At 60.6% G+C, this 14459-nt stretch carries 12 protein-coding genes; 8 read left to right on the top strand and 4 right to left on the bottom strand.

Going from position 1 to position 14459, the window contains the following annotated elements:
• From BJL95_RS25245 to BJL95_RS16085, 6 genes are all read left to right on the top strand, one after another.
• On the top strand, window positions 1-625 hold a 625-nt coding region (locus tag BJL95_RS25245; RefSeq protein ID WP_175463735.1), incomplete at its 5' end, for a putative Ig domain-containing protein.
• Between the two features lie 23 nt (window positions 626-648).
• Complete coding sequence (locus BJL95_RS16105) at window positions 649-2232, top strand: TolC family protein (RefSeq protein WP_254786826.1); 1584 nt, start codon at window positions 649-651, stop codon at window positions 2230-2232.
• A complete protein-coding gene (locus tag BJL95_RS16100; protein ID WP_071159384.1) occupies window positions 2232-2966 on the top strand; it encodes an efflux RND transporter periplasmic adaptor subunit in 735 nt (244 codons plus the stop codon). Before BJL95_RS16105 ends, BJL95_RS16100 begins: the two co-directional genes overlap by 1 nt.
• 3 nt (window positions 2967-2969) lie before the next feature.
• Window positions 2970-4310: an efflux RND transporter periplasmic adaptor subunit gene (locus BJL95_RS16095; protein ID WP_071159382.1), complete on the top strand. Its 1341-nt coding sequence runs from the start codon at window positions 2970-2972 to the stop codon at window positions 4308-4310.
• The gene (locus BJL95_RS16090; protein ID WP_071159380.1) at window positions 4304-6424 is read left to right on the top strand and encodes an HlyD family efflux transporter periplasmic adaptor subunit; all 2121 of its coding nucleotides are present in this window, start codon (window positions 4304-4306) and stop codon (window positions 6422-6424) included. The genes BJL95_RS16095 and BJL95_RS16090 overlap by 7 nt, the downstream gene beginning before the upstream one ends.
• 579 nt (window positions 6425-7003) lie before the next feature.
• Complete coding sequence (locus BJL95_RS16085) at window positions 7004-7510, top strand: phage tail protein (protein WP_064027195.1); 507 nt, start codon at window positions 7004-7006, stop codon at window positions 7508-7510.
• A 212-nt stretch (window positions 7511-7722) separates the two neighbouring features.
• On the opposite strand, the gene BJL95_RS16080 is transcribed toward BJL95_RS16085, so the two are convergent.
• Together BJL95_RS16080 and aqpZ are read right to left on the bottom strand one after the other, a co-directional pair.
• Entirely contained in the window at window positions 7723-9321 is a 1599-nt protein-coding gene (locus BJL95_RS16080; protein WP_071159388.1) for an NAD(P)/FAD-dependent oxidoreductase, read from the bottom strand.
• Window positions 9322-9794: 473 nt separating this feature from the next.
• Complete coding sequence (aqpZ, locus tag BJL95_RS16075; protein ID WP_071159378.1) at window positions 9795-10484, bottom strand: aquaporin Z; 690 nt, start codon at window positions 10482-10484, stop codon at window positions 9795-9797.
• 285 nt (window positions 10485-10769) lie between these two features.
• Between aqpZ and BJL95_RS16070 the strand changes: the two genes are divergently transcribed.
• Both BJL95_RS16070 and draG read left to right on the top strand, forming a co-directional pair.
• Window positions 10770-11579: an NAD(+)--dinitrogen-reductase ADP-D-ribosyltransferase gene (locus BJL95_RS16070; RefSeq protein WP_064027205.1), complete on the top strand. Its 810-nt coding sequence runs from the start codon at window positions 10770-10772 to the stop codon at window positions 11577-11579.
• The gene (gene draG / locus BJL95_RS16065; RefSeq protein WP_071159376.1) at window positions 11579-12454 is read left to right on the top strand and encodes an ADP-ribosyl-[dinitrogen reductase] hydrolase; all 876 of its coding nucleotides are present in this window, start codon (window positions 11579-11581) and stop codon (window positions 12452-12454) included. Before BJL95_RS16070 ends, draG begins: the two co-directional genes overlap by 1 nt.
• A 22-nt stretch (window positions 12455-12476) precedes the next feature.
• Here the strand turns inward: draG and BJL95_RS25240 are convergent, their stop codons facing one another.
• Window positions 12477-12638, bottom strand: a complete 162-nt coding sequence (locus BJL95_RS25240; protein WP_157197814.1) for a hypothetical protein — start codon at window positions 12636-12638, stop codon at window positions 12477-12479.
• 78 nt (window positions 12639-12716) lie between these two features.
• Window positions 12717-14459, bottom strand: a 1743-nt coding sequence (gene dxs, locus BJL95_RS16060; protein WP_071159362.1) for a 1-deoxy-D-xylulose-5-phosphate synthase, incomplete at its 5' end; no start/stop codon positions are given.

Genomic DNA, 14459 nt, shown 5'->3' with positions numbered 1-14459 from the left:
CGGCGCCGGTGGAGGCGCGGGTTTCGGCACCTCACTGTTTTCCAGCACCGTTGGCGACGGCGGTTTGTCTTCGACCAGCGGGCAAACCACCTCCTTGCAAATGCAGGCCAGCGTGTCGGCGGATGGCGGCAATGCGTTTACGATGCCGGCTCAAGCACTGTCCAGCCTGGATACCAGCTCGGGCGTCAGTTTTCAGGCTACCCAGGCCAATGGCGCCAGCCTGCCGAGTTGGGTACGTTTCGATCCCGCGACCGGCGGCTTGAGCGTGCGAGAAGGACAGGGCGGCGATAACACCGTCGTCAAAATCACCGCGACCGACGGACGGGGCAACCAGACCGTCGTGACCGTGGTGCTGAAACCGCAGAACCGGCCAGGCCAGGGTACGGGCGGCGAAGGTCGGAGCGGAGGCGAAGGCCAGAACGGGGCCGGCGAAGGCCGGCCGGGCCAAGGCCAAGGCGGCGGACGCCCCGCTTCCGGCCGTGGCGGAGAGCCGCGCGCCGAGCTTGGCAAGACGCCGCTAAGCACGCAATTGCAAGCGTTCGGCAGCCAACGCACCCTACGGGATGCCGACACCCTATTGAACCATCTGGCGCGAGCGTTCCGCGATCCACGGGACGCCGCATGACTTTATCGACACAGGAATTCGCTATGGCTGAAAACCATTCCCGACCGACCCCTCGGTTTAATCCCGGCCTGTTGGCGGCGGCGATCAGTGCCGTATGGCTGACCGGTTGTTCGCTGACGCCTTCGCCGCTAACCCAGCAAGAGCGGCAGAGCCAGATCGGTCTCGATCAGAGTCAGTTGTTCAAGCAACAAGAACCGCTGACCGCGCCGTTGACCTTGTATCAGGCGATGTCGCGGGCACTCAAATATAACCTGGACCATCGGGTCAAGATGATGGAACGGGCGGTCGCGGAAGGCCAGGCGACCTTGGCCCGCTTCGATTTGTTGCCGGAAGTGGTGGCTTCGGCCGGCTATCGCAGCCGCGACAATTTCAACGCCTCGGCCAGCCGCTCGATTTCGACCGGCCGGCAATCGTTGGAAACCTCGACCTCGCAGGACCGTAGCCGCTACCTGGGCGATTTGAGCCTGCGCTGGAATATTCTGGACTTCGGCGTCAGTTATTTCCGGGCTCAGCAGGAAGGCAACAAGGCCTTGGTGACCGCAGAAAGCCGGCGCAAGGTCAGCCACAATTTGATGAAGGACGTACGTAGCGCCTATTGGCGAGCCTTGAGCGCGCAGCGAATGACCGCCAAGATTCAACCGGTGCTGGCCGAAGCCCGCCGCGCCTTGGAACTCGCCAGCCAGGCCGAGGCGGAAAAACTGCGGGCGCCTCTGGAAGCCTTGCGCTATCGAAAAAGCCTGCTGGAAATCGTTCGCCGCTTGGAAGGCTTATTGGAACAACAGCAATTGGCTAAAGCCGAATTGACCGGCTTGATCAATCTGCCGCCGAATCAGGACTATCAATTGGCCGATGTCGCGGCCGGCGCTTGGCCCGGCATCGCCACGCCGCAGTTGAGTCAGGAACAACTGGACGAATTGGCCTTGCAATTGCGTCCGGAATTGCGTCAGGAAATGTATCAAACTCGGATCGGCTCGGCCGAAGTCAAAAAAGCCATGCTGCGCTTGCTGCCCGGCGTCGAGGTGCAATTGGGCGGCAATTACGATTCCAACTCCTATTTGCTGAATCAAAGCTGGGGCGAAATCGGCACGCAGATTTCCAAGAATCTGTTCGAGCTATTGTCGGCGCCGCAAGCCATCGCCACCGCCGAGACGCAGGAGTCGCTGGCCAACTCGCGGCGTTTGGCCGCGCACATGGCGATTTTGACCCAGGTGCGGCTGGCCCGGCAGCAATTGGCGCTGAGCGAAAACCAATTGAAATTGACGTCCGAGCTCGACGACATCAATCAGCAGATCCACCATCACGTGTTGAACAGCGAGTTGACCGAAGCGATGAGTTCGCTGGAGCGGATACGCACGTCGGTCGATTCGGTCTTGTCCGAGTTGCAACGCCACCAAAGTTACGCGGATTCGCAGGATGCGCTGGGTAAATTGTATGTATCCCTGGGCTTCGACCCGTTGCCGGCGACGATGGCCGACGACAGCGTCGATACGCTGGCGCGGGCGATCGAAGCGATCGATCAGGATTGGGCGCAAGGCCGCTTTCCATCGCAAGCCACCGACGATCCGACGCCGGAAACCGCCAACGCCGGCCAGGGAGAACATTCCTGATGGGCAAAGCTTGGTTTTTGTTGGTCGGTCTGGCATTGGCGCCGATTTTGCACGCCGAGCCGGCCGCCGAGACCGAAATCCGCGCGCAGCTGACCGCGCGCAACGCCACCACGCTGTCGGCGGAACTGGCGGCGGTGATTAAGGAATTGACGGTGCGCGACGGCGAGCGCTTCAAAAAAGGCCAATTACTGGTCGCTTTCGACTGCTCCATCCAACAAGCGCAATTGGAAAAAGCCCGCGCCACCGCGCAGGGCGCCGCCAAGACCTACGAAGTCGATCAACGCCTGGCCAAGCTGGAATCGATCAGCGTGCTGGAAGTCGAGGTCGCCGCCGCCAAATTGGGCGAAGCCAAGGCCGACGTGGCCTTGACCCAGGCCGGTTTGGAAAAGTGCAAGATCGCCGCGCCATTCGACGGCCGGGTCGCCGAACTGAAAGCCCAGCGTCATCAACATTTGAAAGTCGGCGATCCGATCATGGATGTGTTGGACGACGGCCAACTGGAAGTCAAACTGATCGTGCCGTCGCCGTGGCTGCGCTGGCTGAAAGCCGGTCAAGCCTTTTCGGTACATATCGACGAATTGGACCGGGATTTCCCGGCCGAAGTCGTCACATTGGGCGCCCGTATCGATCCGGTCAGCCAAACCGTTGCCATTTTGGGGCGTATTACCGGCAAACACGCCGAATTGCTGGCCGGCATGAGCGGCCGGGCAGCCTTTCCCAGTCAATCACACTAATTCATGAGCGAGACCGAGGACGCCCGCTACCGTCAGGCGCGGGGCCTGGCGCTGCTGCTGCAACTGCAACGTCGGGCGCGGGCCGCCGAGGACTTGGCCGCGCTCGGCTTCGTGGCGGTCAACGAAACCCGCGGCTTGATCGAGTATCGGCAAGCCGCGCTATGGTTGGATAGGCCGTTGCGGCCGATCGCGGCCTTGTCCGGCGTCGCCGATGCCGATCCGCAAGCGCCGTATGCGGTCTGGTTGGCGGCGGTGTGCCGCTGGCTGCACGGCGCCGACCGCGCGGAGGCTTACCGCTGTATGCACCTGGACGAACTGCCGGAATCGCTGCGCGGCGATTGGCGGCAATGGTTGCCGGCTCAGGCCTTATGGTTGCCGTTGACGGCGCGCGGCCAGCGCATCGGCGGTTTGTTGCTGGCCAGGGAATCGGCCTGGCTGGACGCCGAAGCGCAACTGCTGGCCGAATTGGCCGACGCTTACGCTCACGCCTGGCAAGCGCTGGCGCCGAAACCGGCTTGGTATCGGCGCGGGTTCGGGCGGCGGTCGGTCAAGCTGTGGGCGTTCGGCGTCGTGCTGGCGCTGATGTGGCCGCTGCGCTTGTCGGTGCTGGCGCCGGCCGAGATCGTCCCGGCTCGGCCCACGCTGATCCGCGCGCCGCTGGCCGGCGTGGTCGCCGCCTTTCACGTCCAGCCCAATCAAAGCGTCGCGGCCGGCGAACCGCTGCTGAGCCTGGAAAATACCGATATCGCCAACCGCTTGGACGTATCGCGCAAGGCGCTGGCGGTGGCCGAGGCGGAGTATCGCAAGACCGCGCAACAAGCCATGTTCGATGCCGACAGCAAGGCGGAAGTCGCGGTGCTGAAGGCGCGGATGGATCAGCATGCCGCCGAGGTGGCGTTCATGCAAGGCCAGCTGGCGCGGGCCGAGGTCGCGGCGCCGCATGCCGGCGTGGCGATCTTCGCCGACGTGCACGACTGGCTGGGCAGGCCGGTGGAATTGGGCGAGCGGATTTTAATGGTGGCCGATGCCAACCAAGTGGAGCTGGATATTCGTCTGCCGATCGGCGATTTCATCGAATTGGCGGAGGGAGGCCCCGCGACGGTGTTTTTGAACGTCGACCCTCAGCATCCGATGGAGGCCGAGGTGTATAGCGTCAGTTACCAAACCTCGGCCGAGGCTGGCGACGCGCTGGTGTACCGCGTCAAGGCTCGTCTGACCGACGGCGAGCGGCCGCCGCGCATCGGCTTGAAGGGCACGGCCAAGCTTTACGGCGAACGGGTGACGCTGTTTTATTATTTGTTTCGGCGGCCGTTGGCTGCCGCGCGATTGTGGTTGGGATGGTAGCCGATCCGACGGCCTTGCCGCCGTTGCGGGAAGAAATTCATTGTCTGGCCGGACCGGCCGGATTTGACGGCGCGCCGACTTGGACTCTGCACGATCCGGCCAACAACCGCTTTTACCGGATCGGCTGGCCGGAATTCGAAATCCTGAGCCGTTGGCGGCTGGCGGTGCCGCAAGCGATCGCCGACGCGATAGGCCGGGAAACCACGCTGGCGGTGAGCGCCGAGCAAGTCGCCGATCTGGGCAAGTTTCTAACGGCGCACAATCTGCTGCGCGCGGAAGGGCCGGCCGGTTTGGAAGGGCTGCGCCGGCAAGCGGCGGCTCGCCGAATCGGCGTCGGCGAATGGCTGTTGCACAATTATCTGTTTTTTAAGATTCCGTTGCTTCGCCCGGACGCCTGGCTGGCGCGCTGCTATCCGCGATTGGCTTGGGTTTACAGCGGGCGTTGCGCCGCGCTGTTCGGACTGTGCGCGTTACTGGCGCTGTTTTTGTTGTCGCGGCAGTGGGACGCCTTCCTGAACACCTTTCCGTATTTCTTTAACTGGCTGGGTCTGGCCCAGTGGTTTCTGGCCCTGGCTCTGGCGAAAACCTTGCACGAGTTCGGCCACGCCTTGACCGCCCATCGCTACGGTTGCCGGGTACCGACGATGGGGGTTGCCTTCATGGTGATGTACCCGATGTTGTACACCGATGCCAGCGAGGCCTGGAAATTGGTGTCGCGCCGGCAACGCCTGGCGATCGCCGGGGCCGGTGTCGCCGCCGAACTGGGCTTGGCCGTGGTCGCGGCTCTGGCCTGGAGTTTTTTGCCGGACGGGCCGGCTCGCGGCGGCGCATTTCTGTTGGCGACTTCGACCTGGATCGTCACGCTGGCGATCAATCTTAGCCCATTCATGCGCTTCGACGGCTATTACCTGCTGGCCGACTGGTTGGGCGTCGATAATCTGCAGCCGCGGGCGTTTGCCTACGCCCGCTGGCGCATGCGGACTTGGCTGTTCGGTTTGGACTGGCCGGCCCCGGAAATCCTACCGCCGCGCATGGCGCGGTTTTTCGCGGTCTATGCTTGGGGAACCTGGCTGTACCGCTTTTTCTTGTTTTTGGGGATCGCGGTACTGGTTTACCACTTCAGCTTTAAATTGCTGGGTTTGTTGTTGATGGCGGTTGAAATTGGTTGGTTTATTGTCCGGCCCATCGTTTCCGAATTGCGGGTCTGGTGGAGCTTGTCCGGCCACGACATCGGCCGGGGCCGGCGTTTGACCGGACTGGCCGCGCTGCTCGGCGTAGCCGCCCTGCTGCTGTTGCCGTGGCAGGGTTATACGACCGCGCCGGCCATGATCCGCGCCGAGCAGTATGCCGAGATTGTCCTGCCCAGAGCGGGGCGCTTGGAGAGTTTTCCGGTCGCCGCCGGCCAGACCGTCAAACGCGGCGAATTATTGGCCCGTCTGAGTTCGCCGGAGTTGGATTATCAAGCCTCGGACGCCGGCAGTCAGGGCCGCGCGCTGGCCTGGCAATTGGCCTATCAAGGCCTGCGCCAGGAGTTGTTGCAGCGGCGGCGAGTGTTATTGAAGGAATTGGAATCCGCCGCCGCCAAGCAGGCCGGCACCCAGGAGCAACAAGCCGAACTGACGCTGTCGGCACCGTTCGACGGCGTGGCGCTCGACGTGAATGAAGCGCTTCAGGTCGGCCAATGGTTGCCGGCCGGCGAGGCGATGCTGATTGTCGCCGATCCCGGCGCTTGGTTGGTCGAGGCTTATCTGGCCGAAGAGGATTTGCTGCCCGCCGAGCAAGCGGAGTCCGGCTGGTTTTACCCGGACGATCCGGACGCTGCCCCGGTCGCGTGCCGGGTGGAACGCATCGATCGCGGCGGCGCGGCCCGGATTCCCGACGCGCTGGCCTCCAGTTACGGCGGGGAGCTGGCCGCGCGTCCGGACCGGCAGGGCCTGCAGATACCGGAAAGGGCGGTGTATCGGATCGTATTGCGGCCGATTCAAACCCCAAGCCGCAACGCCTTTCCCGGCGTACGCCGAGGTAGCGTGCGCTTGGATACGCCGGCCGTCAGTCTGCTCAGTAAAGCCTGGCGAAGGGTTGCCACCGTGGCGGTCCGCGAATCGGGGTTTTAGGCGTTTACTCATTCCGAAGATAACGTTCACGAAACCGTCGGGTCGTCCCAGCCAATCAAAGCGCCGGCGTGGGAGCGGCTTTAGCCGGGATCGGTGTCGTTCCCACGTCGGCACGCCGTGATTTGCCTCCTGACTTTCAGAAAGATGATCAGCTAAACGGCACAGCGAGGACAAAGCCGAGCGCAATCACGGCCTTGGCTAGGCAAGGTGTCCCTATTTCCCCGCACTACGCGGGTTGTTCCAGACTTCTTCTCCCGCGTCTCGTCCAGCGGCGCGCCATTACGGTATACCGTGTCGCGCACGAAATATCGTGGCGCTTAGACGGTGCCAGTGAATTTGTTACGGCCGGCCTCCAATTTTATAGTGCTTTATTATCAATGGCTTAATTTCTATTTGGCATGGCTTGCATGATTTGGCATCCAATTTGCCCTTATCGATTCAAGTTCATCAAGTTTCTAGGTAATTTTTTTATCATCAAATTTGGTGACTTTCAGTTCTACCACACTATCGGATTATTCGACCTTGCATAAGGCAAATCCGAATCGTTTTAAATTAATTCACTTTGTTGGGGGATATATCATGAAAACATTGACCGGAATAATCAGCGTGATATTGGGTGTCGCCGCTTTTTCGGCAAACGCCGGTGGTACGGCCGTCGCGGAGGACCCGAATGCCAATAGCGGCCCGGCTACCTACTTTGAATTCAGCGCCGGCGCGATTACGACCTATTTCACCGACTGCAAGGGCATGGGTTCGCAAAATGAGGTTGTCGAATCCAAGGTCGTTAGCGGGCGGGGGGAAATGGGTGCGGTTAAAGTACCAGGGCGAATGTCGGTTAGAAATCTAACTTGCAGCAAAGCCTTGGGTAAATCGCTGGAGTTATGGAATTGGCGGCAACAGGTCGCGGACGGAAATATCGGCAGGGCACGTTACGATGCGACTTTGATTGCCTACGATGCGTCGATGACACCTATTGCGGAATGGTCTTTTAGTCGCGCATGGCCGGTATCGGTGGATTACAACGAAACCACGCCCGGAAAAGAAACCCTGATATTCGCCGCCGAACGTGTCCAGCGGGTGAAGTGATCGAGTCCCGGCCCGGCCTATCGCCGGATTGTGGGGCGTTGACGGTCGCGGTTTCAAATTCGTTTAAGCCGAGCGGATCGATAGACAATAAGTTTGGCCCCCCCAATGCTTCGTGTAGCCAGGCCACGCAGGGGGGCGGGTTTCGTCGCGGACTTTTTTATAACAGGTGGGGTGCCTGTTACTGTCTCCAGCGCTTGTTGCGGCGCGGGTGTTTATTCACGATGGTTTTGTAAGATGTCCAGCGCCAATGCCGCCGCCAAGCGGCCGGTTTGGGCGCCGCCTTCCATGAAACCGTAATTGGCGTCGCTCAAATGCTCGCCGGCAAAAATCAATTTGTCGAAAGCCACTTGTTGGGTCGCGGAGCCGTCGCCCTCGACCCAAAAGAATTCGGCGAATGTGCTCAGCTGTCCAGGCGCAAAGTTAGCGTAGCCGCCGCCGGCATAAGGATTGTTCCCCCAGGCGCTTTTTGCCAAGCCCCCGCTCGCCGAGGCTTTTGCGCCAGGGATAAATTTGTCCAGATCGGTGATGAATTGTTTCGCCAGCGGTTTGATATTGCCGGTGTTATTCAGTTGTCTGGCCTGATCGCCGCCCAAGAAAAAATTCAACGCGCCGCCGCGACGATGCGGTTGGCGCTGAGTTTCGTCCCAGACCTCCGAGTAGCCGAAGTCCGTCCAGGCCGCCAAACTAAAACCGGCTGGGCTATGCCAGAAGCGTTGCTTAAAACCGGCGATCAATTTTTCATTGGCGCCCGGATTGGCTTCGGCGACGAAACGGCGAAACAAAGCGGGTAACGGGGCATCGAGCTCCACGTTGCGCAAGGCCGGAAAGGGTGTCGCAATGATGACGATGTCGGCTTCAACCCGGCTTCCGTCGCTGAAGGTCAGATGGTATTCGTCGTTGCGCAGCTTGAGCGCTCGCAAAGCTTTACGCAGATGAATTTGCCCCGGCAAGGCGCGCGCCAGCGCATCGGTGATCCGCGCCGAACCGCCGACCACGGCGTAAACCTCATCGCTGTAGCTGAGCAAATCGACGGCTTGACCGTCGACCACCGGCAAAATATCGATTAGTTGTAATGCCGACGCTTGTGAGGTTTCCGCGCCGAATTCGGTCCGCAGCATATTTCCCAGCAGGCTGCGCACATAGGGCGCCGCGATTTTGTCGGCGTGTCGGTGCAAGTAATCGCTGACCGACCATTGATCGTACAGTGGCGCATGCGTTTCCCAGTCCTGGTCCAGCAAGCCGGCATCTTCGTTAATCTGCGCGGCGATGGCGCGCAAATCGTCGGCCAGTTGCGCTTCGCTAAAGCGTTCGCCGTTGAAGAAATAGACTTCTTTCGGATAAGGTAAGCGCGCCGCATCCTGGCGTTTATCGAACAGCTTAATCCCGAAGTCCTTGGCCAACCCCAGCATGTCAGGATGATTGGTATTGATCAGCTCCGCGCCTAAATCGATCGTCAAGCCGTCGTCGAGGCTGGCGGACAACATACGGCCGCCTACCCTGGAGTGCGCTTCGAAGACTGTCGCCGCAACGCCGGCTTTTTTTAGCCGGTAAGCGGCATTCAGGCCGGCAATACCGGCCCCGATGATCGCCACTCGCGCATCGCCGCGATCTTTCGCCCAAGCCGGCGGCGCCAGGCTTGAGCTCACCGCGCCGGCAAATCCGGCCGCTGCGGAAGTCTTGATAAAACGGCGTCTGCTCCAGCCCGCCTGGCTAGCGGGAATCGGGTCGGGCAAGTGATTGGCTTTAAGATGATCCCGTCTGGCAGCCTGTAAAATCAGAACCAGCCGCCGAAATAAAGTGCTATGCGTCATCAGCAAATCTCCCGTATTCGAAAATCGCATTATAGAATTAAAATCCGCCGCGGCTGAGGTCGCGCGCTGGAATAAACGTGTTGCCCGCTACCGCGATACCAAGCCGAGGACGGCGCTTTGGCGGGGAAATCGTCAAATCCGGCGTACGGTCGAATGGAGTCAGGCGGCCATCGGCTGTGTTTCTTCAGCTTTCTCCGTTTGCAAGATGACAGCGATACCGCTCTGAAAACGAATACCTCCATTGGAACGCCCTCGATCGCGGCTAAAGACGCTCCGGCCCGGTTTTTGTGCTGCGGGCGAAAACCCTTCCACGATCCTTAGATTGAGGCAAGCCGCGATGTCGCGAGGGAATGCCGACATGGTCGCTAACACTGCGGAGTCTAGTTCGCCCGGTTTCGGGCTTCGCCGCCGGAACCGGGCATTGGGCTGCCTGTTCCTGACGGCGAATCCGCGCCTATCCGGGTAAGCGCTTCTTACTCGGCCGGCCCGCCGATAAAACGATATGCCAAAGCGCCCAATATCGCGCCGATAAACGGTGCGACCCAAAACAGCCACAGTTGCGCCAGGGCCCAATCGCCGACGTACAGCGCGACGCCGAGGCTGCGGGCCGGATTGACCGAGGTATTGGTGACCGGAATACTGATCAAATGAATCAAGGTCAGGCACAGGCCGATCGCGATCGGCGCCAGACCTTGCGGGGCGCGGGCGTCGGTGGCGCCGAGTATCACCAGCAGAAACATCATCGTCATCACGACTTCGGTGATCAGCGCCGCCAGTAGCGAATAGCCGCCCGGCGAATGTTCGCCGTAGCCGTTGGAGGCAAAGCCGGCTGAAACATCGAAACCGGCCTTGCCACTGGCGATCAGATACAGGACGCCGCCGGCAATCACCGCGCCGACGACTTGCGATGCAATGTACGGCAACAACTGTTTGGCCGGAAACCGGCCGCCCATCCACAAGCCGACCGATACCGCCGGATTGAGATGGCAGCCCGAGATATGGCCGATCGCGTAAGCCATCGTCAGCACCGTCAATCCGAAGGCCAGCGAGACGCCGAGCAGGCCGATACCGACTTGCGGAAACGCGGCGGCCAATACGGCGCTGCCGCAGCCGCCCAATACCAACCAGAAAGTCCCAAAGGACTCGGCTACATAATTTTTCATCTGATTCTCCCGTGTATAGTTATTGTGGTGCCGATTTTGGGACTTTGTTTTTGTTTGTGAATCAATCGGCTAGCAGACTCTAGCCCCGCCCCGCACGCGCTGTCAATCACAAAAATTCGTGCTGACCACTAACCGGGGCGATGGTCGGATTTGGCGACGGGATTTTCCGGCTGGGTGGGCGTTTAGGCGAGGAAACCGAAGGCCGGTAACGGCGGTTTGGCAAAACCGGGTTATCGATGTGAAAATATTCGGTTAACGATCATTCCCAAGGTAGCCGACCCGACTATGCCCGACATTTCCCGTCACGGACACAGTACCAACTTGATCGGCGTGGCGACGGAGTGCATCGCGAGCCACTTGTTCAACGAATACCCCAAATCCCTGAGCATTGCCGGTACCCGCGAGGCAGCGCACGGCCTGTTCGACAAATTGGCCGAGCAAACCACGCTGGAACAATGCGGTCAGGTGTTTCAGGATTATATGTGCGTGGTGTTCGGCTTCGAGACCGAGCAACGTTTGAGCGACGACGCATTGGGTCGGCGGCGCTACCGCAACAGTTATTTGCGGCTGATTCAGGACTGGGGGCTGGATTCCAACAACGCTCAGGGGGCGGTGTTGAAGGGGTGGGTGGAAAGTCGATTCGGCTTGTTTCCTAATTATCATAAGACCCGTATCACCAGTTTCATGAGCTACGACTGGCTGGCCTATGTCGAAGAAAAGATGAACAGTCGTTATCACAACAACTGCATCTTCATGCAGCTGGATTTGCTGTACGAGTTTTGCCAATGGGTGGTCGCCCGCTTTCAGCGGCCGGCGGCCACGCACAAGACGCTGTATCGAGGGGTCAACGATTTGGGGGATTGGGTTGTCGAAGGCGTGGGTGATCACCATGAAAAAATCGTCCGCTTCAACAGCATCGTGTCGTTCACGGATAAGTGCGGTATCGCCGGCGAGTTCGGTAGCTACATTTTGGAAGTCGAGGTGCCGATGGTAAAACTGGTGTTTTTCAGCGATCTGCTGCCGCACCATGCCTTGCGCGGCGAGGCTGAATATTTGGTGATCGGCGGCGATTACCGAGTTACCGTGAGGCGTTGATGAACGAAGCTTTGCTGAACCGCGCACTGGGCGCGTATCTGGGTTTTGCCTGCGGCGATGCGCTGGGTGCGACGGTGGAGTTTATGTCGCCCAAACGCATACAAAAACGCTACGGCGTGCATCGCGAGATGATAGGTGGGGGCTGGTTGGATTTGGCGCCGGGACAAGTTACCGACGATACCCAGATGTCGCTGGCCTTGGGCGCGGCGATACTGGCTAGACCGGACTGGGATTTGGCGACGGTGGCCGACCATTTCGTGGCTTGGCTGGAAACCGAGCCGCCCGATGTCGGCATGACTTGCCGGCGCGGCATCGTCCGCTACCGCGACGACGGCGAATTGATCGGCTTGCCGCGCGAGGACGAGGCGGGCAACGGCGCCTGCATGCGCAATTTACCGGTGGTGTTGGCGACCTTGAATCGGCCGCTCGAATTCGAGCGCTGGAGTCTGGAGCAGGGCAGGATTACCCACCACAACCCTTTATCCGACGCCGCGACTCTGACGCTGGGGCGGATGACGCAGAGCTTGTTGTTGGGCGAGGAGGTCGCGGTTTGCCGAGCCCTGGCCGCCGGTTTGGTCGAACAATTCGAGCTATTCGCGTTCGAGCCGTATCCGGGGAAGTCGTCCGGCTATATCGTCGATACGCTGCAGACCGTGTTGCACTATTTTTTCACGACCGATGATTTCGAGTCCTGTCTGGTGGCGACGGTCAATCAAGGCGGCGATGCCGACACGACAGGGGCGCTGGCCGGTATGTTGGCGGGCGCGCGCTACGGCTTGGCCGGCATTCCGCCGCGTTGGCTGGAAAACCTGGACGGCAAGGTTGCCGCCGAAATTCGCCGCCAAACCGAGAAATTACTGGGTCTAGCCGCTTAGCTGCGCCGAACGGCGGTCGCGGTCAGACGCGCGCGGCCAGCTTCAGCAACAAACCGGCGACCAATGCGGTCTGCAACAAGCCGACGCCAACGACCGCGCGGATCGGTTCGGCCTGATGCTCGGTAAAGCCGTCGGCTTTGAGCTTATTGGCGAATTCGAGCGTATCGAGAATGATGCTGCTCATGGTGGGTAGACTCCGGATGCGGCACACTGACCGTAGAGTCGGCCCAAATTCAGCGCCACCGACAAAATGCCTCTTGTCTCAAGCGCAAAACGCCTCGATGCTGGCCAACAGGCCTTTGGCGTCGAGTCCGCACAAGCCGAGCAGTTGTTCTCTGGAGCCCTGCTCGACGAAGCGGTCGGGCAGGCCGAGGGTCAGGACCGGCATCAGTATCCGCTGCGCTTGCAGGAATTCCAGTACCGCACTACCGGCCCCGCCGGCAATGACGTTTTCCTCGACCGTGACGAACACGTCGTGGGTTTTGGCGAGTTCCAGAATCAAGCTTTCATCAAGGGGCTTGACGAAGCGCATGTTGGCTACTGTCGCCCCCAGTTGCTTGCCGGCTTCGACGGCCGGGGCGACCATCGCCCCCCAGGCCAGGATCGCAATCCGGCCGCCCTGGTGGCGAATCTCGCCCTGGCCGATCTCAAGGTCGGTCAGGCGCGGATCGATCGCCGCGCCGGGCCCCTTGCCGCGCGGATAGCGCACCGAGGCTGGGCCGTGGTAATGGAAGCCGGTGGTCAGCATCTGCCGGCACTCGTTCTCGTCGGCCGGGGCCATCACCAACATATTCGGAATGCAGCGCAGATAGCTGTAGTCGAAGGCGCCGGCATGGGTCGGGCCGTCCGGGCCGACCAGACCGGCTCGATCCAACGCAAACAACACATCCAGATTCTGCAAGGCCACGTCGTGGATCAACTGGTCGTAACCGCGCTGCAAAAAGGTCGAATAAATCGCCACCACCGGCTTGGCGCCCTGGCAAGCCTGGCCGGCGGCCAGGGTCACCGCGTGCTGCTCGGCGATGGCCACGTCGAAATAGCGTTGCGGGTATTGCTGGGAAAACTCGACCAACCCCGAGCCTTCGCGCATCGCCGGGGTAATCCCCAGCAGCCGCTCGTCCTCGGCCGCCATATCGCACAACCAACGGCTGAACACCTCGGTATAGGTCGGATGCGGCGACGGCGCCGCCTTGGGCAGAAAATCCTGGGTCGGATCGAAGGCCGGCACGCCGTGGTAAGCCAAGGGGTCCTTCTCGGCCGGGGCGTAACCCTTGCCCTTCTTGGTCACCACATGCAAAAACACCGGTCCGCGCAAATCCTTGAGCTTGTCCAGGGTCGACACCAGGATCTCCAGATCGTGGCCGTCGATCGGTCCGAAATAATTAAAGCCCAACTCCTCGAACAAGGTCCCCGGCACGATCATGCCCTTGACGTGTTCTTCCGCCTTGCGCGCCAACTCCCAAACGCTGGGCATGCTGGACAAGGCCTTCTTGCTTTCCTGACGGACCGAGGAATACAGCTTGCTGGACAAAATCTTGGTCAGATAATTGTTCATCGCCCCGACCGGCGGCGAAATCGACATCTCGTTGTCGTTCAGAATCACCAACAGATTGGCATTGACGTCGCCGGCATGATTCATCGCCTCGAAGGCCATGCCGCCGGTGATCGAACCGTCGCCTATGATGGCCACCATCTTCTTATCCTCGCCGCGCAACTGCGAAGCGATGGCCATGCCCAAGGCCGCGCTGATCGAGGTCGAGGAATGGCCGACGCCGAAGGCATCGTATTCGCTCTCGGCCCGGCACGGAAAGGCCGACACCCCGCCCAGGGTGCGGATCGTGGTCATCCTATCCTTGCGGCCGGTCAGAATCTTGTGCGGATAGGCCTGATGGCCGACATCCCAAACCAATTGATCGACCGGGGTATTGAATACGTAATGCAGCGCCACGGTCAATTCCACGGTGCCCAGGCCGGCCGCGAAATGGCCGCCGGAAATACTGACGGT

It is taken from the genome of Methylomonas sp. LWB, from assembly GCF_001856095.1.
Taxonomy (GTDB): Bacteria; Pseudomonadota; Gammaproteobacteria; order Methylococcales; family Methylomonadaceae; genus Methylomonas; species Methylomonas koyamae_A.
This window is presented reverse-complemented; position numbering and strand designations above follow the sequence as displayed.